Consider the following 23,198-nt stretch of genomic DNA (forward strand, 5'->3'; position numbering starts at 1 on the left):
TGCAGATTTCTCAAGCTGTTCAATATGATAATATTTGTTAGCAGTTAGGGCAGATCGTTATAGTTTACTACTTTCACATTCGGCATTTTAGCGAAAATATCTTCCATGCCTTTGCGGTGCGCTGCTCCTACAGCCATTACAACTTTTGCGGCACCTTTGTCCTGAGCCTGGCGAATAATGTTCTCGCATATGCCTTCGTTACGCTTTTGCCACCAGTAAAGCATTTCCTGCACCGCTTCTTTTGGATAGCCCGGCAAATCATAGAACTTAGTGCCTCCGTAAAAGTTTACTACATCGCTATACTCTGCATATAAATCTGTGCTCATAAAGCCATAGGTTTCAGTATCAATTTCTTTTGACTTCTGCTCTGCCCATTTATAGTAGTTCTGGATAGCTTTTACAGCCTGGGCAGCAGCTGACGATGTATCTGACTTAGCCTCTGCATACATCACCTTAATCAGAGAATCCGATTTAGCCCAGGCTTTGTTCCAGTTGCCGTCATATTTCTGGCAGTCAGCAGCATAAATCTTAGCATGCCCCAATTCGTTTATCAACGGAAAGTATATCTTCTGGTATTCACTGTTTTTACGGATCAGGCCAACCTTACGCAACGAGTCTGCTCCTCCAAACATTTTATTGAACAAAGCCTGCTCACTTTTCCCAAACTTCTGCTGCATGTGTTGCTCCAATACATAAAACTGGTATTCTGCATTTGCTTTGTCGTAGTTCAGAAATAAGTTTCTGGCAAGCTCCATTCTGGTTTTGTGGTAGTAGGCGAACTTATTCAGCGATGCATAAGCCTTAGCTATTTCCTTTGACAAGTTAGCCGGAGTTTTAGTGTTTTTACTCAGAAGGAAATTCCGCTTTTTTACATCTGCCTTTGCTCCATAATAGTTTTGGGATATCGCTTGTTTCAACTCTTCAGGAGATAGAAACTCGCTAAAAACCATATCCGGGTTATAGCTTTTGAGCTTGTCTACGATATACCTGTAGTTTTCTGCTGGCCCCGGGTTCTGGTGCGACGAAGCCACAATAACGATCTCTATCTGGTTCTGTGCGCTTAGGTTGCCACCCATGCAAAGTATAAATGCTACAAGTATAAAAAGCTTTGCTGCGATGGCCTGAAGGGTAGTTGTAGTTTTCATAAATATAAGTTGTTTCGTTGATGATGATCCAAAGGTGAAGCCTTTATACTGCCACTAAAATAAAATGATCCCAACCCCTCTTAAAATTATCCGAAGCCGGTTTTTTGCTAAAACAGAGGTTAGTATAAGCAGCTGAAGGGTTGGTATTATAAACCGGGAGCTTGGAATAAAATTTTATAGGATTAAAGCTATGTTTGTTACTTTTAACACATGAAAAGAAGTAAACTTATATTGTATCATGCTATCGCCTGGCTCCTGTTCTATGCCTATAACATTATTGGTATTTACCTGGAGGAGATTCCGAATAAAGGTGTTATGATGCTGATACAGGTAGCCTTTGTAACAAGTATGATGGTTACTTTTTACTACTGTTTCATACTGGCTTATACTCCTTTCTTTAAAGAGACCAGGTGGCCACAGTTGTCACGAATCATCCAGATTGTAATAGTGTTGGCTATTGCCCCGTTTGTGTTTACTACATCTCGATACATGATTGAAGAAGTGCTGTACCCGCTGCTTTTCGGTTTTCGTAATTATACCGAAGGCACCACTTTTTTCTACTACATCGGCGATAACTGGTTCAGAGCTACCCCCATGATGGTGTTCAGTGCCGCAGTTTGGGGTATTCAGGAGTCGTTTGAGAAGGAGAAGGAAAACAAGATGCTGCGCGAAGAAAAGATACAGGCAGAACTGGCTTTCCTTAAGACCCAGATAAACCCACACTTTCTATATAACACGCTAAACTATATCTACTCGCTGGCTTATCCGGTTTCAGATAAACTTGGCAATGCTGTCATTAAATTATCCGAACTGATGCGCTACATGCTGTACGAGAGTAAAGACGGCAAAGTAGAGTTGCAAAAGGAAGTAGATTACCTGCACAATTACCTCGACATTTACCGCCTGCGCTTCGAAGATAAGTTCTTTGTTAATTTCGATATTCATGGCCACCTAAATGGGCAACGCGTAGCAACTCTGGTCCTGATACCCTTTGTAGAAAATGCGTTGAAACACGGCGTGGCAGATGATCCGGAGGCACCAATCCAGATAAACCTGCAGCTGCAGAACCAGGATCTACACTTTGAGGTAAGCAACCTCATCAACCAGCATCAGAAAGACCAGACCACCGGTATCGGACTTGCTAACATCCGCCGCCGCCTAGAGCTGATCTATCCCGGAAAGTATAACCTGGATATACAAGACAATGGCCAGCAATTTAAAACTGTGCTAAAACTGAAGGGAATATAAACCCAAAGACCTCGCGGCGTCTTTATGACACGCGAGCGTATGTAAGAGCTAGAAAGTATAAATATGCGCTCATATCAAATTTGGACTGTTCCTCCAATCAGACGCTCGCAGGACCTCCGGACACTGCGAGGACTTTAGCAAGCTGCAAGTTATCTGAATCAGGATTTACAGAATTTTAGGATGAACATGATTTACGCACTTCATAAATTACATTGATCATGATAGATGTTAAGTATAATCAAAGTATATTAATCCTAAAAATGATTTAATCCTACAAATCCTGATTCAGACTAACCTTTTAAACTCTATTATACTCTAACTCCCAAACTCAAACTTATGATCCGTTGTATTGCTGTTGACGACGAAGCTTACGCTGCCAATATAATTGCCGACTACATTAGCAAAATACCTTTCCTGGAGATGGTTGGCATCACCACCAGCCCCATAGAGGCTATTAACATGGTGCAGGATGGCAAAGTAGATCTGGCTTTTCTGGATATTCAGATGCCGGAGCTCACAGGTATTCAGTTTCTGAAGATCTGCGGCAACAAGTGCAAAGTTATACTTACCACAGCTTACCCGGATTATGCCTTAGAGGGATACGAACATGATGTGATCGATTACCTGCTCAAGCCCATCCCCTTCGATCGCTTTTTTAAAGCTGCACACAAAGCCCAAAGTATAATGCAGCTTCAGGAACCTACTGCTCTCGCAGCAACGCAACCATCCGTTCATATGCCTGCAGCAAGTGCTGTTCCTGATTATATGTTTGTGAAGGGCGAAAGCAAAAACAAATTCCTGAAGGTTGCCTACAGCGATATACTTTATGTGGAAGGTCTGAAAAACTATGTGTCTATTTACCTGCCGGGGCAGCGACTAATCACATATCAATCACTTACTGAACTGGCGGAAGAACTGCCACAACCCCCTTTTTATCGTGTGCATCGCTCTTACATCATCTCTATTGACAAAGTAAACATGGTAGACGGCAATACAGTTTATATAGGCGAAAAAGAGATTCCGGTTGGAGAAACCTACCGTGACGGTTTCCTGAGTATGGTTCGGGAGAAGCACAAAGTATAAGTTTAGGCAGCACTCAATGCCTTCTTTTTGACAGGAAGGCTGTAAAGTATAAGATAAACCTATGGAAACTACCTATTTACCTTTTGTTCAAGCCGGCTACATAGCCCTTACTTTTATCTGCCTTGCCTTTGTGCTTACTGGTGTCCGCAAAACATTTTCGCGCATGAGCATGCCCGTGGCTGTGGCAAACAAACGCATGCTGACCATTACACTCGTAATTACTGGGTGGCTGGTGCTGGTAAGTATACTTTCGCTTACAGGTTTTCTGTCTGACTTCTCTTCGATGCCGCCAAAGCTGATGCTACTGTTGCCTGTGCCACTTATTGCTATACTTTGGCTTACGTTTAGTGCACGAACACGAACTTTCCTGAGAGCTATCCCAGCCTCCTGGCTGATGTACCTGCAGGTGTTCCGGGTGCCTGTAGAGATATTCTTGTGGCTGCAGTTCCTGGATGGCCTCACCCCTGTACAAATGACTTTTGAAGGGCTGAACTGGGATGTGCTGACTGGCATTACTGCCCCGGTCTTTGCTTACATCTGCTTTGGGCAGGGACGTAACCTGCGTGGGCTGGCCATCGCCTGGAACTTGTTTGGGCTGGCGCTGCTGATTAACATTGTAACTATTGCCTTACTATCAGCACCAGTACCGTTCCGCACATTTTTTAACGAGCCAGCTAATACGCTTGTAACCATGTTTCCGGTTTCGTTCCTGCCGTTAGTGCTGGTACCGCTGGCCTATGCCCTGCATTTCTTCTCGCTGCGTAAATTATTGATGGGAAGTACTGCGCCTGAATCGCCTAAACAGACATCGCTGGCAGTATAAAAATAACACATTTTACTCCTTCTTATCATTTAACCCGATAAATCGCTTTAGTTTATCCAATGTTAATGCGTGCTTTTCTGTGCCTTCGGTGCCCAGTAAAAACGACCAGGCACTAAGTCCGGGATTATGGTCGCAGTAGATCTTGAACATACCAACATACGGCACCGCTACAAACATACCGGGCAGTCCCCAGATCATGCCACCCACAATAATACTCAGAATAGTTACAAGGGGGTTAATGTTTACTTTGCTGCCGGTAATGTTTGGGGTAAGAATGTTGTTTTCCAGGAACTGTACTGCCAGAAAAAAGCCAAGTACAGCCAGGCCTTTATTAGGGTCGCCCTGCACAATAAATGTGTATAAAAGGGGAATAGCTCCGCCGATCAATGTACCGAAATAAGGTATAAAATTCATGAAGGCGGATAGTATACCGAGCAGAATGGCATACTCTACCCCTATCAGTAGCAAACCGGTTGAGTTAATAAAACAAAGTATAAGAATAACAATCACCACCCCAGCCATGTAGCGCTTTGTAACCTGAGATACCTCTTCAATGATATTATGGGTTTCCTTGTGCGATTGAACTGGAGTTAAACGATAGATAAAACTTGCGAATTTGTTGCGGTAGTATAATGCCAGAAAAATATAAACAGGCATCAATCCAAACTTTACCAGGGTATTGGTAGTTGCAAGTAGCAGGTTTTTCAGGAAATTCCCGCTAAATTCCAGTCCATCCATTACCTGCTTTCTAAGCCAACGTTCATTCTCCGGGCTTTGGCCATTAAACTTTCTGTCTATGGTATGTTGCAGGCGGTCCAGGTTCTTTAGGGCGTTTTCCTGTAGCACTGGAAAATCGCTGAGGAAAACTGATAACTGATTATACAACAGGATAATAACGCACACAAAAGCAGCCATTGCTGAAATAACTGTTATAAAATTAGCCAGTAGCCTGGGCAGCCCCCACTTTTCAAGTCTTTTTTCTAAAGGATACAACAGATAGGCAAAAAGCACTGCCATAAAAATAGGGTACAAAAGTTCCCGGGTTGTAACCAGCACATACACCAGCAGAATGCCGAACAAGAGTCCGATTGTCATTTGCTTAATCGTGTTATACTTCTCTCCCATAGCTATGCATACTGCAATTCAGGTATTTATAGTTTTACGGATAGCACAAATTGCCTATAAGCTTAGTTTTAAGATCCATAGTATACCATTGCCCCTTAAACCGTACCTTTGCTTAAATTATACTTACAACATGGCCACTTTTAACGACCTGAACCTGCACCCTGCACTGCTGCAAAGCCTGCAGGACTTAAACTATACTATTCCAACCCCTATTCAGGAAAGTGCTATTCCATTGCTGCTTCATGGGCAGGACGTAGCCGGACAGGCAGAAACCGGAAGCGGGAAAACAGGTGCTTTTGGATTGCCATTGCTGCAAAGTATAAATCCAGACCTGCAACAGGTGCAGGCCATTGTGGTAGTGCCAACCCGCGAACTGGCCGTGCAGGTAAGGCAGGAGCTGAAGCAGTTTGGCAAAATGATAAAAAACCTGAAAGTGAGTGCTTTTTACGGCGGCCATTCTTTTTCGCAGGAGCGTGCTTCTCTGTCACATCCGCCGCAGTTGCTCGTTGGTACTCCCGGCCGCCTTACCGACCACCTTAACCGCAGAACCCTAGATCTAAGCCATGTAACGCAGGTTGTACTTGATGAGGCGGATAAACTGCTTGAAATGGGCTTTGAGGAAGAACTTGACCAGATACTGTCAAACCTGCCACATAAACGCCAGACCATACTTTTCTCGGCCACTATGCCCGATGATGTAAAAGAGCTGATCGCCAACTCGCTTAAGAACCCGCAGTTTGTAAAAGCCTCTGCCAACGCCATTCCAGACCAGGTAAAGCTTGTCGGCATTAAAGTAGATCATGAAAAGCGAAAGGAAACCGTGGGCCAGCTACTGCAAAGTATAAACCCGGTAGGTACGGTAGTTTTTACAAACACCCGCATTGCTGCCGACGAACTTGCGGCACAGTTACAGGAGCAGGGGTTTGCAGCCAGAGCACTACACGGCGGCATGGAGCAGAAAGACCGCGACAAAGCCATGACCCTTTTCCGCAACGGCACCACGCAGGTGTTAGTAGCCACAGACATAGCAGCCCGCGGACTTGACATTGATAAGCTGCAGAACATTATACATTACGAATTGCCCATTGATGCCGCAGCTTACCTGCACCGCAGCGGACGCACCGGCCGGGCCGGCAAAAGCGGAACGGTTTATACTTTAGCCACGCCCCGCGACGAGAAACAGCTACGCGACTGGGAACAGGTTCGAATGGATGAATGGTTATCAGCAGATAAATTAACAGCGAAAGCAGCCGAAAACAAGACTCCTGCTGTTGCCGCATTTGCTACATTGTACATTAGTGGTGGCCGCAAAGACAAAATCAGCCCGCGCGATATTGTTGGCGCTCTTATTGCAGAGGCAGGACTAAAAGCTGAACAGATCGGCAAAATTGAGGTACAGGACCGCATGAGTTTTGTAGCCGTGCCGGAAGCCCAAAGTAAAAGTATAGCAGCGAAGTTAAGCGAGGGCAGAATCAAAGGCCGAAAGTATAAAATACAGCTAGTAAAAGACTAAGCGGTTATACCTTATCTTTGCACCCGATTAAACTAAAGTATTCATGAAGAAAAGAATAGCGTTGCTGGCAGTGGCCTTTATGGCTTGCAGCATTATTTCCTACGGATGGGGCTTTTTTGGCCACAAAGTTGTGCACCAGTTGGCAATTTATGGTCTGCCAAAGCAAATACAGGGCTTTTTCTACCAAAACCAGGATTACCTGGTGCAGCATTCTGTTCGCCCTGACGAGCGCCGTAGCAACGACCCTGCTGAAGCGCCGCGCCACTTTATTGATGTAGATGTTTACGGCGAAGACGCTGTTTATACTATGCCGCAATCCTGGGAGGCAGCTGCACAGAAGTACCCGATAGATACGCTTAAAAAGTATGGCATAGTGCCCTGGCATGTAATGGTGATGAAAGAACGCCTGACCAACGCCTTCAGACAGCAGAACGCCGATAGTATACTTTTTTATGCAGCTGACCTGGGCCATTACATTGCTGATGCTCACGTACCACTTCACACTACCCTGAACTACGACGGCCAGCTGACAAACCAGCACGGCCTGCACAGCCTTTGGGAGTCTAAAGTTCCGGAAATGCACGCACAAACTTACAGGCTGCAAAATAAGAAAGCAGAATACTTACCAGATACCGAAACTGCCATTTGGGAAGTAGTACGTGCCTCGCATAAGCTTTTCCCGGATGTACTGGCACTAGAACTGGAAGCAACAAAATCATTCACGCCAGAAACAAAGTATGTAACCGTAGAGCGCAATGGCAGAACAAGAAAATACTACTCCGACGACTTTGCTAAAAAGTATGCAGAGCTGCTTGGCCCAACCGTAGCACTGCGCATGCAAAACTCTGCCGAAGTGGTATCTAACTTTTGGTACACTTGCTGGGTAGATGGCGGCAAACCGGATATGGACAAACTGATGGGCGGAAAGATCTCTAAAGACAAGAAGAAAGCCCTGAAAGAAGAGAAAAAATCATGGCAGAAAAACACGCTTTTCCAGGAGAACAGAGTGCTGGCATTAAAGAAGAAAGCGAACAGTTAAGTATAAATCCAATTAAATGAAAGCGGCTATCCCATTTGAACTGGGATAGCCGCTTTTATTTCTGTCATCTCGAACAACGTGAGAGATCTATCTAAAATTATTGAAGAGAGTATTCTATAAAGATCTCTCACGTTGTTCGAGATGACAGACTACGCAGCCTCTTCATCTTAAAGTTAAATGCAAAAAAGGCTATACCAACTTCAGATATAGCCTTTTTTGTTATTGTAAATACACTTTACTGCCCTGCCCTATTACGGAGGCGCCGGCGTAACTCCTGCATTACTTTTTTGTTGAGCTGTGCCTCTGATTTATATAGTTTCATGACCTGCTGCGGCGTTAAGATAGTCTTAAACTCGTTGTAATATTTGCGGCGGATGGTGCTGATCTTTATCGCATTATCCAAATGAGATGTTATCAGTTTGTCAGCGTCATCAGCACTAAGACTGTCTGGATTGGTACCCATTAGCCTGCCTTGCCTGGCAAAATTTATTTCATTTATCTCTGCCTCATACCGTTTGTAGACAGGCGCAAGCTCACTCATTTTAGCATCACTCAAGTCCAGCGCATTTTTAATCTCGACCAGTTTTGCCTGCGTTACACGTGCCTGAAGGTTAGGGTTATTTCTTAGGTTCTGCGCCTGAGCTGCAAAAGGGAGCAACCCGATAAAGCAAAGTATAAAAAATCTAAAAAGTTTGTTCATCTGTGATTGTCTGCTCATATGTTACAAGGCCTGTTTCCGCTTTGGCGGCCAACAGGAATAATTCTTCATCTGTTATACTTGCCAGCACATCGTCAAGCGTTTCCGGCCTATCTGTTTTAGCTAGTTGTATTGGCTGCTGACTTTCTGCAGGGGCAGGCGTTTTTGGTGCAGTTGCTATGGTCGGCTTTTCAGGTCTTGCTTTGGCAGTTGTTGTCTCTTGGTTGGGCAGCTCTCTTGTTTCCGGAAGATCTCCGTTTACTACAGGAGTATTTTGCAATGTATCCTGCTGTGCTGCGGCTATGATATTTTCTTTAGGGGCAGTGCGGTTGGTATACATAAAATAGCCTACAGTGAATAGTATAACCAGACTGGCCGCCACAGAAAGTGCCCGCCACAAGAGTAGTTTAGGTTGTTTTGTGACATTGTTTCTGCGTTCAGCCTCGGCTAGAGTGCTTTCAGTTATCTTATCAAAAAAGTCCTGCGGCACCTTGTAAGGCATTCGCTTTCCAACTTTATCAAAATCAAATTTATCTTCCATCATTCGTTAATCATAAACTCTTTAACCTTCGTGCTGGCATAATGGTAGTTAGTTTTTAAGGTAGAAACCGAACTATCCAGTATCTGGCTTATCTCTTCGTAACTTAACTCGTCGTAGTAGCGCATATTAAACACCAGCTGCTGCTTTTCAGGTAATCTCAGGATAGCCTCCTGAAACTTAATTAGTATTTTGTCTCCATCCACAGTGCTGTTATCATGTAGTGTATTTATCAGTTTTTCGCTCAGTTCATCGTAGGAGGTTAAAAACTGCTTTTTAGTCCTGAACAGCCGGATGCATTCGTTGGTGGCAATGCGATAGAGCCAGGTGTATAGTTTGCTGTCGCCGGCAAAAGTATGCAGCTTGTTGTATACATTTATAAAGGTTTCCTGCAGTATGTCCTGCGCATCTTCGTGAGATACCACCAAGCGCCGTATATGCCAGTAAATCCTTTCATTGTATTTGTTCATCAACAAGGTAAAGCCTTTGCTCTTTGTACTTTGCTCACGAAACATCGACAAAATCTCTTCGTCTGTCGTCTCTGCCATTAAATCCTGTTGCTATAAAAAACCATCCATACACCTTAGAAGACAAAAAAGCCCAAAGGTTAAATATGTAGCTGATAATCTTGTATTGCAACTCCCAAGAGGGAAATTACACCCTGAAAATCAAGCAATTAATTACAATATTAAAATATTTTATATTGTGTAATTTAACTTTTATACTTTTTCATCTTCATAATAACAAATGCTGTAAAGCCAGTGGTTTAATCAAGCTATAAAACCAGAGGTTTAACTGCTAATTTCAGGCTGTGCAGGTACCTGGATTTGTGTACTGATGTATACCAAAATCATAAAATTAAAATATACTTTGTTAATCTACCTCTAACCTAAAACACCATGAGAAACCAGAAACTTACCTTCGGAGTACTGGCTATGTCAGTATTGCTTACCTTCTCAGCCTGCCAGAAAGACAATGCCATAAAGCCTGTTGTAGAAGAGGCAGCTTTGGAGTTTGAATCAGAAGTTTATCAGCTGCCAGACATTGATGACCTTGAAAACCCTGTTGTGACAGGAGATACTGAAACAACGCTTTTTAGCACGCAGACATCCAACAACACTGTATCGCCGGAACGTAGGCTTTCCTATATTCTTAAACAACTAAGACTTGACGAAAACCAGCGTAGGGCGGTTAGAGCTTATGTAGAGCAACATGCTGTTTGCATTGAAGAACACCGCAGCAAAGTACAGGAAATGCACCAGCAACTGCTCAGAAAAGCAAATGCCGCACGTGAAGATTATATAATGGCGTACAAAGCCGGAAGAATTACAAAGCCTGAACTGGATGAAAAGCTAAAAGCGTTACAAGGCAAATTGCGTGAGGAAATACAGAAACTAGAGCAAAAGCAGTTTCATATCCGCATCATGCGCAAATGCAGAGCCGAACTCTTTACAAATATCGCTTCTGTGTTAAACCCTGAGCAGAAACACAAGTTTCGCCGCTGGGTACAGAGCCTGTAAGAATACCACATACTTTAAAGTATAAAAGCACACGCCCATGGTTCAGGTAACTATGGGCGTGTTTCTTTTGATTGCAAATACTCCGTTCCGCTAAACTTTCATAACTCTGCTACCTTCTCTCAGAAGTCAGACAATAGCCTTTAACTAATTTTATTAGCAAAACCATTGCTGCAATTGCTAAATTCCTTTACTTTTACCTTATGGAGATGATCGTAGGAATAGCTGCATTTTTAGGAGGATTGGTAATTGCTTTCCTGGCACTGAAGGGAAAGCTAAATGCTTTGCAACAAACTGCTAACCAGGCTGCTGTTACGCAAGGCGTGCTGGAGGCGCAGGCAAAGCAAAAAGCCGATGAAGCTGAACAGCTAAAAGCACAACTACGCGAAGCCCAGACCGAAACACTGGAACTGACCAATGCCCTCACCAAAACCGAGACAGACTACGAACACCTGAACAAACGGCTGCAGGAACAGAATAAAGAACTCGAACAACTCCGCGAAAAATTCCTGCAGCAGTTCCAGAGCATTTCCAACCAGGTACTCATGACCAATGCCGAGCACTTTAACAAAGCATCTTCTGAAAACCTGGAGCGTATACTTTCGCCGCTGAAAGAACGCATAAAAGAGTTTGAAGCAAAGGTGGATCAGACTTACGAAAAAAGCCTGAAAGACAGCGTTTCACTGAAAGAACAGATTACGCAACTCGCCTCCCTTAACCAGCAAATGAGCCAGGATGCCCTTAACCTGACACGCGCCCTGAAAGGAGAAAGCAAGACCCAGGGCAACTGGGGAGAGTACTTACTTGAAAGCCTGCTGGAGAAGTCCGGCTTACGAAAAGGGCTGCACTACGAACGCGAAGAAGTACGCCAGAACGACGACAAAAAAGTATACCGCCCCGATGTGATCATACGCCTTCCGGAGGGCAAGCACCTGGTAATCGACTCTAAACTCTCTCTGGTAGCCTATGAGGCCTATTGCAGTTGCGAAGACGAAAACCAGCAGGAAGTATACTTACGCAGTCACATCACTTCTATCCGCACGCACTTCACCGACCTGGGCCGCAAAGACTACCACCGCCTTAACGGTATAAATTCACCGGATTTTGTGATGATGTACATACCGTTGGAGCCTGCCTTTAGCCTTGCCCTACAAAACGACCACGACCTGTTTACCGATGCCTTTGACCGCAATATTGTACTGGTGAGCACCTCTACTCTATTGGCCACGCTGCGCACCGTAGCCGGCGTTTGGCGCCAGGAAGACCAGAAGCGCAACGTGATCCGGATTGCCGAAGAAAGCGGAAAGCTATACGATAAGTTTGTAGGCTTTGTAGAAGATCTTAAAACGGTTGGCAAGCATATCGAGCAAAGCCAGTCATCTTATTCCTTGGCTATGAATAAACTGACCGATGGCCGTGGCAATCTTATACGCCGTGTAGAGATACTGCGTGAACTAGGTGCCAAAACTAGTAAAACCATTGATGATAACCTGCTGCAGGAAGCACAGTTGCCGGAAAGTATAGAAGAAGCGAAAGAAGAAGAAGTATAAAGTAGGGTTACTGTATATCAGGTTCAGCAAATTTATAGGCAGTTTCACATTGTATATTACTAAAATTCTATACATTAGCTTAATCAATCCTAACCCATGAAGAAAAAACTGATCATTATGGCTATCCTTTCCAGTACAACCTTCGGCTGCCAACCTGAAACAGAAACAGCTAACACAGAACCTGTTACAGCGGCTACAGCATCAAAAGAACAGCAAACTGTTCAGGTAATGCAGCAAATGTTCCAGGCTTTTAACAGGCACGATCTCGAGGCCATGGCATCCCTCTATGCAGATGATGCTGTATTTATATCTCCGGAGATGACAGAGCCGAAGCGTGGCAAAGCTGCTGTAGCCGAAATTTATGGTCCGCTGTTCGAAATGGCTCCTGGCGTACAGGACGAAGTGAAGCACTATATCTACAATGGCAAAGATGAAGTTGCAGTAGAATTTGTGTCAAAAGGCACGGTAGAGAACATTGGCCCCAATGATCCTCCGCAAATGAAAGGAAAAACTTTTGAGTTAAAGATCTTCTGCCGCCTGAAAGTAAAGGATGGCAAGATAGTGGAAGATGTAACGTATTTCGACCAGCTGGCTTTCTTACAGCAGCTAGGCCTGTCAGAGTAAAAGTATAAACGCAACCACTTACCGGTTGCGTTTATACTTTATAACACTTGCTGCACCTCCACCACGTTACACACGTAAACACTTTATTGCTTCTCCCCCTCAAACCTTGTATATTAGAAAGATAACCACGATCTAACCTTATGAAAAAACTGATTTTTACCGGCTTAACTGCCGCTATACTTTTAAGTGGCTGCTCCAGCCAGAAAACCGAAACGGCTGAAACAGCAGTAACCGCAGAAATAACAGAAGTACAAAAGGAGGCACAGGCATTCCTGGACCAGTATTCCAAAACATACCAGGACTTGTACACGCAGTCTGCGGAGGCTGAGTGGGCATCCAACACAAAAATTGTAGAAGGCGATACGACCAATGCTGCTGCTACACGCCGTGCAAACGAGGCATTTGCAGCCTTTACGGGCAGCGTAGAAAATATCAATACTGCCAAGGCCATGCTGGAAAAGAAGGATCAGTTGACTCCTCTTCAAGTAAAGCAATTTGAGGCCATACTTTACACCGGCGCCAACAATCCGCAGATAATTCCGGACGTGGTGAAGGCACGCATCAAGGCAGAAACAGAGCAAACCGAAAAGCTGTACGGCTTCGATTACCGCATCTTTGAGAAATCTGTTACCACCAACCAGATAGACGAGATACTGAAGAACGAAACCGACCTGAAAAAGCGCCTGGCCGCATGGAACGCCAGCAAAGAGGTTGGACCGGGGCTGAAAAAAGGCCTTTTGAACCTGCGTGATTTGCGCAATAAAACAGTACAAAGTCTCGGCTACGACGACTACTTCACCTACCAGGCTTCAGACTATGGCATGACGCGCGAAGAGATGATGGACCTGATGAAGCAGATCAACGACGAACTGCGTCCGCTTTACCGTGAGCTGCACACCTATGCCCGTTACGAGCTGGCTAAGAAGTATGGCGTGAAAGAGGTACCGGATTATTTGCCGGCGCACTGGCTGCCAAACCGCTGGGGCCAGGACTGGAGTGCCATGGTTAATGTAGAAGGCATAGACCTGGACGGTGCCCTGAAACAAAAAGGTGCCGAATGGCAGGTAAAGCAGGCAGAGCGTTTCTACACCAGCCTTGGATTTGATCCGATGCCAGAATCCTTTTACACCAAATCGAGCCTGTACCCGCTTCCGGCAAACGCCAACTATAAAAAGAACAACCACGCCTCGGCCTGGCACATGGACCTGGACAAGGACGTGCGCAGCCTCATGAGCGTAGAGCCGAACTCGGAATGGTATGAAACTACCCACCACGAACTGGGCCACATTTACTATTACATGACCTACACCAACCCCGACGTGCCGGTATTGCTGCGTGGCGGTGCTAATCGTGCCTACCACGAGGCTATTGGTAGTTTAATGGGCCTGGCAGCTATGCAGAAACCTTTCCTGGCTGAGCTTAACCTGATCGATAAAAATGCTAAGACAGACGAAATACAAACACTGTTGAAAGAGGCGCTTAGTTACGTAACGTTTATACCTTTTGCCTCGGGTGTGATGAGTGAGTGGGAGCATGATTTCTACGCCAAGAATTTACCGGCTGATCAGCTGAACAAGCGCTGGTGGGAACTGGCCAAAAAGTACCAGGGCATGGTACCACCTGCAAACCGAGGCGAAAACTACCTGGACCCTGCCACTAAAACGCACATTAACGACGATGCGGCACAGTACTACGATTATGCCATGAGCTACGTAATATTGTTTCAGTTGCACGACCACATTGCTAAAAACATCCTGAAGCAGGACCCGCACGCTACGAACTACTATGGCAGCAAAGAGGTAGGCAGTTTCCTCAGCGACATTATGTACCCGGGTGCCTCTGCCGACTGGCGCCAGATGCTGAAAGAAAAGACCGGCGAAGAGCTAAGTGCCCGCGCCATGATCGCCTACTTCCAACCGCTGATGGACTATTTGAAGGAGCAGAATAAGGGAAGGAAGTATACACTTTGATAATTACGAATTACGAGTTAGCAATTCCGAATTAATATTTAACACAAAAGCCGCAGCAGGTACTCCTGTTGCGGCTTTTGTGTTATGGTTTAACGGTGCTAGTGCAGCCGAAGCCTGTAGCGGAGCAAGGGTTAAGGCTGCACTGGGTTGGGTGATATTATTCTTTCAATATACCGAATTTACCGTTTTTGAAATCAACTGCTATCACACTCTCAAGAAAAAGCGCATTACCTGTAAGCCCTATAATCCTTTCTTCTTTAAAGAACCTGTTAAAATTAGGCATCAGATAAACTTTTGATTGTGTGAGCACGGTTGAACCTAATCTTATCGGCTCCTTTGGTTTTCTCCCCAATGCAGGAAAGCTTTTACCCCAAGATGACACAGTCAGGGTGTCTGTAACACTGCCATCAGCTAGCTTTTTGAAATATTTCTTATTCGTAACTAGAGGAAAAATGCTAGAGCCTGTATCGAACATAACCCAATAGGTCTTGGCGCCAATCGTGAAGGGAAGCTTTACTCTTCCTTTGTCAATCCTGCATTCTGAAAAATCAAAGCGCTTCTCAGTTTCTGAATCAAGCGAGTCAAGCACCAAAAGCCGATGGTTGGGGTAATCTATAACTAGCACTTTATTCTTGAAGAAAGAAGCGCCTAACGTGCCGACATGTTTTATAGTGGGCGAACTGACAGAATCCGACGTGAGTTTCACTCCGAAACCTTCAAAATACATTAGGTGCTTTAATCTGAAAGTTGTTTTCTCCAGATGAACTTCCACGTCTTTAAAGCTACCGTTCTGTCTACTCTGAATCCTGAAGGGCTTGTTGACTGTATCTAACTTTGTCGCAAGCTCTGGATAAGCATGTAAGTAGGGAGCAATGGCGTTGCCATAAAGCATGGAGTTGGTTGCGCCCAGGTCAAACTGTACCTTGAAACGATGAGGTATAGAGTCAATTTGAAAGGGCACGTTCATAAAAGCTTTATCAAAATACCGATTACCTAGAGTTGAGCCTTCCCACTGAAACGCTATCCATTCTTTTGCAGGTAATAACTTTGATTCCCTTGGCACCTGTCCTAAGACCGAAAGTGGTATAAGAACTAACAATGCCCAAAGAGTGCTTTTCATTTTTTAATTTAAAGTTTATACCACCTAACTACTGTATAAACGTCACCGTGACGTTTATCTGCCATATATGCGTAGGTGGTTTTGTCTGGATTAACTCATTTTTTTTCGCTGTGCAGCGTTGTACGCATCTCCCTATGCATATAATTAAGCTAATATAAGTGATTATTATAGATTATCTAACAGTATAAATAGCCAAACCTGCAAACTCCAACTCCAGAATTTCTAACGCTTAAACTCCACTTGCTGATAAGATCCCAGAAAAGACGCCAGCTTATCCAAAGTATAACTAAGCTCTGTCGGCTCTGGCAGATAAACTACTCTAAAATGATCGTGCTGCTGGTAGTTAAAGCCTGTGCCCGGCACTAACAGCACGTGCTGCTCTGTAAGTAAATCTAAGGCAAACTGCTGATCGCTTTCGATGTTGAACTTCTTCAGGTCCAGTCTCGGAAACATATAAAACGCCCCCATCGGCTTTACGCAGGTGATGCCCGGTATGGCGGTTAACTTTTCGTAAGTAATAGCGCGCTGCTGGCCTAAGCGTCCGGTTGGCAAGGTCAGGTCAAGTATGGTTTGCTCGCCTTCCAAAGCCGTTTCTATGGCAAACTGGGCGGGCACATTGCTGCACACACGCAGGCTGGCCATGGTATTTAGTCCGTCGAGGTAAGACTTGGCTTTATACTTTGCCCCGCTTACCAACATCCACCCAGCCCTGAAACCGGCTGCCAGGTAGTTTTTAGACAAGCCTCCGAAAGTAACACAAAGCACCTCCTCCGAAATAGTAGCCGTGGAAGTATAAACCGTGCCGTCGTACAGTATCTTATCGTAGATCTCATCTGAAAAAACCACCAGGTTATGCTCCTCTGCCAGCTGCACCAGTTGCTGCAAAAGCTCTTTGGAGTAAACTGCGCCGGTTGGGTTGTTTGGGTTGATGATAACGATAGCGCGCGTACGGCTATTAATTTTGCTCTTAATATCAGCCAGGTCAGGGTACCAGTCTGCTTCTTCGTCGCAACGGTAATGCATGGCCTTGCCGCCTGCAAAACGCACCGCGGCTGTCCAGAGCGGGTAATCCGGCGAGGGCACCAGCACTTCGTTCCCGTTGTTCAGCAGGGCCTGTACCGCCTGCATAATAAGCTCGCTCACGCCATTGCCCAGGCAAATATCATCGGTATGAATGCCAGCTATCCCCTTAAATGTATAATAGCGTTTAATGGCCTTGCGTGCACTAAGTATTCCTTTGTGGTCGGAATAGCCCTGAGCCTGGTGCAGACTTTCTATTATCTTATCTGTAACCGCAGCTGGCGCATCAAAGCCAAAAGGCGCAGGGTTGCCAATGTTTAGTTTAGTGATGTTGTGCCCGAGCAGTTCCAGTTCTTTCGCTCTCTCATATAAAGGCCCGCACAGGTCATACGATACATTGTTCAGGCGTTCGCTTCTGTTGATCATATTCAAAAAAATTTAGCGAAGATACTACAACAGAAAGTATGATGTGTTAAGGACAGGATGATTTAATTGCGCTTATATTTTTGGCTTTTTAGAACGCTAATGGCACAATGGTATCTAAACTACTTACCTGTTTGACAACAAGTATACGCATTAGTATAAAGTATAAACTGGATCAAAAAGTATAAATCAAACAGATGTAAAAACCTGAATTTGCGTTTATACTTTAACAGCCTTTTTGTATGTTAGTGAAAACAACACTTATAAAGTATGAAAAAGAAACTAGTTGTTTTAACCGGTGCCGGCATCAGTGCAGAAAGCGGTATAGCCACCTTTAGAGATGCCAATGGCCTGTGGGAAGGCCACGATGTAATGGAAGTTGCCTCGCCGCAGGGATGGCAGAAAAACAAAGAACTGGTACTTGATTTCTACAACCAACGGCGCAAAAACGCCCACACAGTAATACCCAACGCCGGACACCTGGCCCTTGCCGACCTTGAAAAGGACTTTGACATGTGCATTATCACTCAGAACGTAGACGATTTGCACGAAAGAGCCGGCTCTACCAACGTAATTCACCTGCACGGCAAACTGTTTGAAAGCCGCAGTACCCTCGACCCTACCCTGGTATACCCGATTGAAGGCTGGGAACTGAACCTGGGAGATAAGTGCGAACGCGGATCACAGTTGAGGCCCAATATTGTATGGTTCGGTGAAGCCGTGCCCATGATGGAGAAAGCGATGGAAGAAACTGTGCAGGCCGACATTTTCCTGGTGGTTGGTACTTCGCTGTTAGTTTACCCCGCTGCCAGCCTCGTAGATTTTGTGGACGATGATTCGCCTATTTTCGTGATAGACCCTAAGTTGCCCGACATGAGAAAACGATACAACATGTTTCTTTATGAAGAAAAAGCGACTACAGGCATGGTAAAAGTAGCAGAACTTCTACGGCAGGAATATTTGTAGCAACACAAAGGTGCTTTTCTAAACAGATCAGCACCTTTGTTATTTTACACAAGGCGAGATATTTGTTTCTGGTGTTTGATTACCCTCCTATACCCCCTAATGCCGTCAACCTAAGCAAAAACTGTCATCTCAAACATGGCTGAGACGCGAGTCGAAAGGGACCAGCGTAGTTGTGAGAGATCTATCTAAAACTAGTTCAAGAGAACTCTATAGAGATTTCTCCCGAATGTCGAAATGAAAATATAATTGGCATTCTGCTTAAATAGACGGCAATGCCTCTAACCCCTTCTAGGGTGGGTTAATGCCAGCAGATGTAAACTCAATTATTCAGCATATGGCAACTTGAATTATTTAGCATTCCAAAATTTAACAATTATATTCTTAATTATTATTTTAGACAAACCTAAATTTATACTTTTGCGTTTCTAACTACAGAATTACTTAAGTATAAATTTAGCATATGGTCTACCTAAAAATTCTACTCTTCACATTTATTCCTTTTTTGGCTTCTGCACAGCAGGCTTCTGTTGAGGGAACCATCACTTCTCAAAAAGGCGAAATAACCTATGCCTCAGTTATGCTTAAAGGAACAAAATGGGGCGCAGCTGCAGACGAGAAAGGAAACTTTATACTGAAAGGTGTTGACCCTGGCAGTTACCTGTTAGTGATCTCGGCAATTGGTTACAAGCCACAGGAACAAAGTATAAACCTGGAACCGGGTGCAACACAAAAACTAAGTATAAAATTAACCGAAGCCAGCGCCACATTAAATGAGGTAGTTGTAACCGGCACACGCACCACGCGCCGTCGCCTGGAAAGTCCGGTGGCAGTAAACGTGCTTGATAGCAAAACCTTCAGCCTCACGCAGTCCAATACATTATCCGAAGGGCTCTGTTTTCAGCCTGGTTTGCGCATGGAAACCGATTGCCAGACATGCAACTATACCCAGCTCCGGATGAATGGATTGGGTGGATCATATTCTCAACTGCTAGTCAACAGCCGGCCAATTTTTACGTCTCTGATGAGTTTGTATGGCCTAGAGCAGATTCCGGCTAACATGATAGAACGTGTGGAAGTGGTTCGGGGCGGAGGTTCTGTGCTTTATGGCTCCAGCGCCATTGCCGGTACAGTAAACATTATCACCAAAGAACCGCAGGAAAGTTCCTATACTTTGTCCACCAACTCAGCTATTATAGACGGACAGGCCTGGGACCATTTTTTTAATGCCAATGTAAATGTGGTAAATGAGGAGCAAAATACCGGCATCTCTTTCTTCGGATCGCACCGCGATAAGGAAGCCTACGATGCCAACGGCGACGGTTATTCGGAATTATCTAAACTCAAAAATAACTCCTTTGGCTTTAACGCATATTTTAAACCTACCTCACAGGACCGGCTGGAAGTTAACGGCTGGAGCATACACGAATTACGCCACGGCGGTAACAAGCTAGATAAACCAGCAGATCAGGCAGATCAGTCGGAATACCGCATACACGATATTTTAGTTGGAGGCGTAAACTACGAACATAGATCCAAGGATGGTAAAACATCTTACAGCATTTACACTGCAGCGCAAAACACCAAGCGCGTGCATTACACCGGCATAGACCAAGCCGACGGCTGGGGTAATACTAAAAACCATACGTTGCAGGGGGGCTTGCAGTTAAACTATACTTCGCACAACTTTTTAGGCGGCACAAATACCTTTACCACTGGCGCAGAGCATTTGTACGATTATACTTTCGACGAGATAGAGGCCTATAACTTTCTGGTAGACCAAAAAACAAATCTTACCGGCCTGTTCCTGCAAAGCGATTGGGATGTATCGCCAGCAATTACTATACTTTCGGGCATCAGGGCAAACAAACACACCAACGTAAACAGGCTGGTATACACGCCGCGCCTCAGTGCGGTTTATAAGTTAGGCAGCACCACGCAGTTCAGGGCATCGTATGCTGAGGGCTTTAAAGCACCGCAGGCTTTTGAAACAGACCTGCACATTGCCTTTGCCGGTGGCGGAATTTCCCTGATACAGGTAGACCCCAACCTGAAAGAGGAAACATCCCGCAGCATGAACGCCTCTGTAGATTTTAACAAACCAAGTGAGCACATGATCTTTGGGTTTACACTAGATGCCTTTTATACATGGCTTTATGATGCTTTTGTACTGGAAGAGATTGGTACAGACGAAAACGGCAACCAGCAACTGCTGCGCAAAAACGGAGGCAACTCAACCGTACATGGTATTACAATGGAAGGCCGCCTTAACTACGACCAGGTTTTCCAGTTAGAGTCCGGTCTTACCATGCAACGCTCCCGCTACGACAGCCCAATAGCCTGGTCGTCTGAAATTGCCGGAACCCGAACCTACCTGCGCACTCCCGATACCTATGGCTATTATGTGTTTACCCTGATGCCGCAAAGCCGCTTTACAACAGCCCTGTCCGGGGTAATTACCGGGCCTATGCTGGTGCCGCATTTTGGAGGCGCCCCTAGCGTGGTAGAGGATGTACTTTATACTTCGCCAACTTTTGTAGAGAACAACCTGAAACTGGCTTACCGCTTTACGCTTAAAAGTATAAAGCAGGACCTGCAACTCAGCGCCGGAGTACAGAACATGTTTAACCAGTACCAAAAGGATTTCGATATTGGCAAAAACCGCGACAGCAACTATTTATATGGCCCGGCAAGGCCCCGTACTTTTTATGTCGGCTTAAAGTTTGGATTGATGTAAAGCAGTCAAAAGACCTCGCAGCGTGCGCAGCTCCTGCGAGTGTCTGGGAAAGTTAGAGAGTTGAAGAGTTAGAGAGTTAAAAAAGTTATAAATATTCGCTCATTCACACATGCACTTATTCAAAATCTGATTGTTTCAAAAGCCAGATATTCGCAGGAAATGCGCACGCTACGAGGTCTTTGCATATTCTAACTCCCAAACCCTCTAACTCGATAACTCTATTAACTTTTATTTAACCGTCCTGTACCCTATCTTGCTTTGCAAAAAGTTATACTTTGGGGATACAATACATTTTAGAGCTGCTGGGTACTTTCTTTTTTGCCATGTCGGGGGCCTTGGCTATGAGCGAGCGCGACGAGGAGCAGGATTGGTTTGGGGCGACTTTTACAGGTTTCGTAACGGCCATTGGTGGCGGTAGCCTCCGCGATATGCTGCTGGGCAGTTATCCGTTGGTATGGATCGGCAATATACTTTTTCTGTATACCATATTGATTGGCATTGTCTGCTCTGGTCTGTTTTACAACTGGCTGGCAAAATTGCGCCGTACTTTTTTGCTCTTTGATACCCTGGGTATAGCCCTGTTCACGATAGTTGGCACCGAAAAAGCACTTAGTATGGGCGTTAGGCCGGAGATCGCTGCTATTATGGGCATGTTTACCGCTGTTATGGGCGGGGTGCTGCGCGATATCCTTACCAACGAAATGCCCGTGCTGTTCAAAAAAGAAATCTACTCAAGTGCCTGCCTTTTTGGTGCAGCTCTATATTTGGTTATGTATAGGCTTGATGTAGAACGCAATACGAGCTTCCTTGTGGCTGTAGTGTTTATCATTATTATCCGGTTGCTGGCTGTAAAGTATAAACTAACGCTTCCGAAGTTCCGGAAATAATATTTGGTAAGAGTATAGAATCTTGTTTATCCCTTGTTATATTTACTTTAGGATTGTATTCTATATCCTAAATACATAAACATCTTTACACAACATTTTTAGCCGAATGGAACACCTCGACACCAAACAGTTTGAAACAAACGACCCCTTTCTTTTTGACGATGAAGCAGTGCCTCTTTACGATGTAAGCAAAAACAAGCGCTTTCTGCACCACATCATCGATACCATTGCTTTTTATGCCTTTGCCATTGTAATAGGAATTGCCCTTGGGCTCGCAGGTATGGAATCTATATTAGCAGGAATTAACGATATGGTTTTAGGCCTCTTGATCATGTTTACCTATTACTGGGGTTTCGAAAGCATTTTCGGGCAAACAGTTGGCAAAATGATCACGGGTTCTATAGTAGTTACAGAAGATGGGGAAAAGATAACGCCATTAGACGCCTTAAAAAGAACACTTTGCCGCTTTATACCTTTCGAAGTTTTTTCGTTTCTGGGTTCAGGCCCGGGCTGGCACGATACTATTTCCAGAACAAGAGTGGTAAAAAAGTAACTTTCAACTTTTAGCCGAGTTGAAAACAGGGAGTCTGGATGTTATCCGGCTCCCTGTTTTGTTTTAGCGGCCATATCATTTATACTTCACATAATCAACCACATACAAATTGCGTAATAGCTTATGTGCACTAACCATGTAGATAAGCTATGAAATTCAAGCACAAACTACTTACCACCCCCGATACCTGGAGCCTCACAATTATCCGGGTAATGTTGGGGCTGGTTATCTGGCCCCACGGAGCTCAGAAACTGCTGGGTTGGTTTGGCGGCCATGGTCCGGCCGGATTTATGGGCGCCTTCGAACAGGTGTCTGGACTTCCAGGTTTTCTGGCCTGGCTGGTTATCATTATCGAGTTTGTAGGTGGTATCTGCCTTATTGTCGGTCTCTGGACACGCATCTGGGCTTTTTGTATACTTTGCCTGTTTATCGGTATTATACTTTTTGTGCACCTGCCTTATGGTTTCTTTATGAACTGGTCTGGCAACCAGGCCGGTGAAGGCTTCGAATTTCATCTGCTGGTAATCGGCATGGCATGGGCATTGGTAGTAGGCGGCGCAGGTTCACTCAGCGTAGACAAAGCCATGCACGCAAACCTGAGAGCTTTCTAAAGTATAAAAACG

The 23,198-nt window shown here is 44.8% G+C and carries 21 protein-coding genes; 14 read left to right on the plus strand and 7 right to left on the minus strand.

Going from position 1 to position 23,198, the window contains the following annotated elements:
• Positions 1 to 44: 44 nt before the first annotated feature.
• Complete coding sequence (locus K0O23_RS09465) at positions 45 to 1,145, minus strand: DUF5694 domain-containing protein (RefSeq protein WP_219877180.1); 1,101 nt, start codon at positions 1,143 to 1,145, stop codon at positions 45 to 47.
• Positions 1,146 to 1,355: 210 nt separating this feature from the next.
• Here K0O23_RS09465 and K0O23_RS09470 point away from each other — a divergent pair, with 210 nt between their 5' ends.
• From K0O23_RS09470 to K0O23_RS09480, 3 genes are all read left to right on the plus strand, one after another.
• Positions 1,356 to 2,393, plus strand: coding sequence for a sensor histidine kinase (locus K0O23_RS09470; RefSeq protein ID WP_219877181.1), 1,038 nt, complete (start codon positions 1,356 to 1,358; stop codon positions 2,391 to 2,393).
• A gap of 336 nt (positions 2,394 to 2,729) precedes the next feature.
• A complete protein-coding gene (locus tag K0O23_RS09475; RefSeq protein ID WP_219877182.1) occupies positions 2,730 to 3,476 on the plus strand; it encodes a LytR/AlgR family response regulator transcription factor in 747 nt (248 codons plus the stop codon).
• Positions 3,477 to 3,537: 61 nt separating this feature from the next.
• Entirely contained in the window at positions 3,538 to 4,299 is a 762-nt protein-coding gene (locus K0O23_RS09480) for a hypothetical protein (protein WP_219877183.1), read from the plus strand.
• 12 nt (positions 4,300 to 4,311) lie between these two features.
• Here K0O23_RS09480 and K0O23_RS09485 read toward each other — a convergent pair whose 3' ends face one another.
• Complete coding sequence (locus tag K0O23_RS09485) at positions 4,312 to 5,424, minus strand: AI-2E family transporter (RefSeq protein ID WP_219877184.1); 1,113 nt, start codon at positions 5,422 to 5,424, stop codon at positions 4,312 to 4,314.
• A 4-nt stretch (positions 5,425 to 5,428) separates the two neighbouring features.
• On the opposite strand from K0O23_RS09485, the gene dbpA reads away from it, so the two are divergent.
• Both dbpA and K0O23_RS09495 read left to right on the plus strand, forming a co-directional pair.
• The gene (dbpA, locus tag K0O23_RS09490; protein WP_246597016.1) at positions 5,429 to 6,937 is read left to right on the plus strand and encodes an ATP-dependent RNA helicase DbpA; all 1,509 of its coding nucleotides are present in this window, start codon (positions 5,429 to 5,431) and stop codon (positions 6,935 to 6,937) included.
• Positions 6,938 to 6,980: 43 nt separating this feature from the next.
• A complete protein-coding gene (locus K0O23_RS09495) occupies positions 6,981 to 7,976 on the plus strand; it encodes a zinc dependent phospholipase C family protein (protein ID WP_219877185.1) in 996 nt (331 codons plus the stop codon).
• 235 nt (positions 7,977 to 8,211) lie between these two features.
• On the opposite strand, the gene K0O23_RS09500 is transcribed toward K0O23_RS09495, so the two are convergent.
• From K0O23_RS09500 to K0O23_RS09510, 3 genes are read right to left on the minus strand one after another with little or no spacing between them, the layout of a single operon-like run.
• Entirely contained in the window at positions 8,212 to 8,676 is a 465-nt protein-coding gene (locus tag K0O23_RS09500; RefSeq protein ID WP_219877186.1) for a hypothetical protein, read from the minus strand.
• A complete protein-coding gene (locus K0O23_RS09505) occupies positions 8,660 to 9,217 on the minus strand; it encodes a hypothetical protein (protein ID WP_219877187.1) in 558 nt (185 codons plus the stop codon). Before K0O23_RS09505 ends, K0O23_RS09500 begins: the two co-directional genes overlap by 17 nt.
• Positions 9,214 to 9,759, minus strand: coding sequence for an RNA polymerase sigma factor (locus K0O23_RS09510; protein WP_219877188.1), 546 nt, complete (start codon positions 9,757 to 9,759; stop codon positions 9,214 to 9,216). Before K0O23_RS09510 ends, K0O23_RS09505 begins: the two co-directional genes overlap by 4 nt.
• A gap of 351 nt (positions 9,760 to 10,110) precedes the next feature.
• On the opposite strand from K0O23_RS09510, the gene K0O23_RS09515 reads away from it, so the two are divergent.
• From K0O23_RS09515 to K0O23_RS09530, 4 genes are all read left to right on the plus strand, one after another.
• Positions 10,111 to 10,731, plus strand: coding sequence for a hypothetical protein (locus tag K0O23_RS09515; protein ID WP_219877189.1), 621 nt, complete (start codon positions 10,111 to 10,113; stop codon positions 10,729 to 10,731).
• A 200-nt stretch (positions 10,732 to 10,931) separates the two neighbouring features.
• Positions 10,932 to 12,278, plus strand: coding sequence for a DNA recombination protein RmuC (gene rmuC, locus K0O23_RS09520; protein WP_219877190.1), 1,347 nt, complete (start codon positions 10,932 to 10,934; stop codon positions 12,276 to 12,278).
• A gap of 96 nt (positions 12,279 to 12,374) precedes the next feature.
• Complete coding sequence (locus K0O23_RS09525; RefSeq protein WP_219877191.1) at positions 12,375 to 12,902, plus strand: nuclear transport factor 2 family protein; 528 nt, start codon at positions 12,375 to 12,377, stop codon at positions 12,900 to 12,902.
• Positions 12,903 to 13,042: 140 nt separating this feature from the next.
• Positions 13,043 to 14,872: a M2 family metallopeptidase gene (locus tag K0O23_RS09530; RefSeq protein WP_219877192.1), complete on the plus strand. Its 1,830-nt coding sequence runs from the start codon at positions 13,043 to 13,045 to the stop codon at positions 14,870 to 14,872.
• 157 nt (positions 14,873 to 15,029) lie between these two features.
• Here the strand turns inward: K0O23_RS09530 and K0O23_RS09535 are convergent, their stop codons facing one another.
• Both K0O23_RS09535 and K0O23_RS09540 read right to left on the minus strand, forming a co-directional pair.
• Positions 15,030 to 15,992: a hypothetical protein gene (locus K0O23_RS09535; RefSeq protein WP_219877193.1), complete on the minus strand. Its 963-nt coding sequence runs from the start codon at positions 15,990 to 15,992 to the stop codon at positions 15,030 to 15,032.
• 222 nt (positions 15,993 to 16,214) lie between these two features.
• Complete coding sequence (locus K0O23_RS09540) at positions 16,215 to 17,438, minus strand: pyridoxal phosphate-dependent aminotransferase (RefSeq protein ID WP_317195669.1); 1,224 nt, start codon at positions 17,436 to 17,438, stop codon at positions 16,215 to 16,217.
• Positions 17,439 to 17,705: 267 nt separating this feature from the next.
• Here K0O23_RS09540 and K0O23_RS09545 point away from each other — a divergent pair, with 267 nt between their 5' ends.
• The 5 genes from K0O23_RS09545 to K0O23_RS09565 all read left to right on the plus strand — a co-directional run bounded on the left by K0O23_RS09545 (position 17,706) and on the right by K0O23_RS09565 (position 23,186).
• The gene (locus K0O23_RS09545; protein ID WP_219877195.1) at positions 17,706 to 18,401 is read left to right on the plus strand and encodes an SIR2 family NAD-dependent protein deacylase; all 696 of its coding nucleotides are present in this window, start codon (positions 17,706 to 17,708) and stop codon (positions 18,399 to 18,401) included.
• A 460-nt stretch (positions 18,402 to 18,861) separates the two neighbouring features.
• Positions 18,862 to 21,135 carry a TonB-dependent receptor gene (locus tag K0O23_RS09550; RefSeq protein ID WP_219877196.1) on the plus strand — a complete coding sequence of 758 codons (2,274 nt, stop codon included), beginning with the start codon at positions 18,862 to 18,864 and terminating at the stop codon, positions 21,133 to 21,135.
• Positions 21,136 to 21,410: 275 nt separating this feature from the next.
• On the plus strand, positions 21,411 to 22,022 hold the full coding sequence (locus K0O23_RS09555) for a trimeric intracellular cation channel family protein (protein WP_219877197.1): 612 nt from the start codon (positions 21,411 to 21,413) through the stop codon (positions 22,020 to 22,022).
• 106 nt (positions 22,023 to 22,128) lie between these two features.
• On the plus strand, positions 22,129 to 22,575 hold the full coding sequence (locus tag K0O23_RS09560) for an RDD family protein (RefSeq protein ID WP_219877198.1): 447 nt from the start codon (positions 22,129 to 22,131) through the stop codon (positions 22,573 to 22,575).
• 149 nt (positions 22,576 to 22,724) lie between these two features.
• Entirely contained in the window at positions 22,725 to 23,186 is a 462-nt protein-coding gene (locus tag K0O23_RS09565; protein ID WP_219877199.1) for a DoxX family protein, read from the plus strand.
• The last annotated feature ends 12 nt before the right edge of the window (positions 23,187 to 23,198 follow it).

It is taken from the genome of Pontibacter aydingkolensis, assembly GCF_019443125.1.
Classification (GTDB): Bacteria; Bacteroidota; Bacteroidia; order Cytophagales; family Hymenobacteraceae; genus Pontibacter; species Pontibacter aydingkolensis.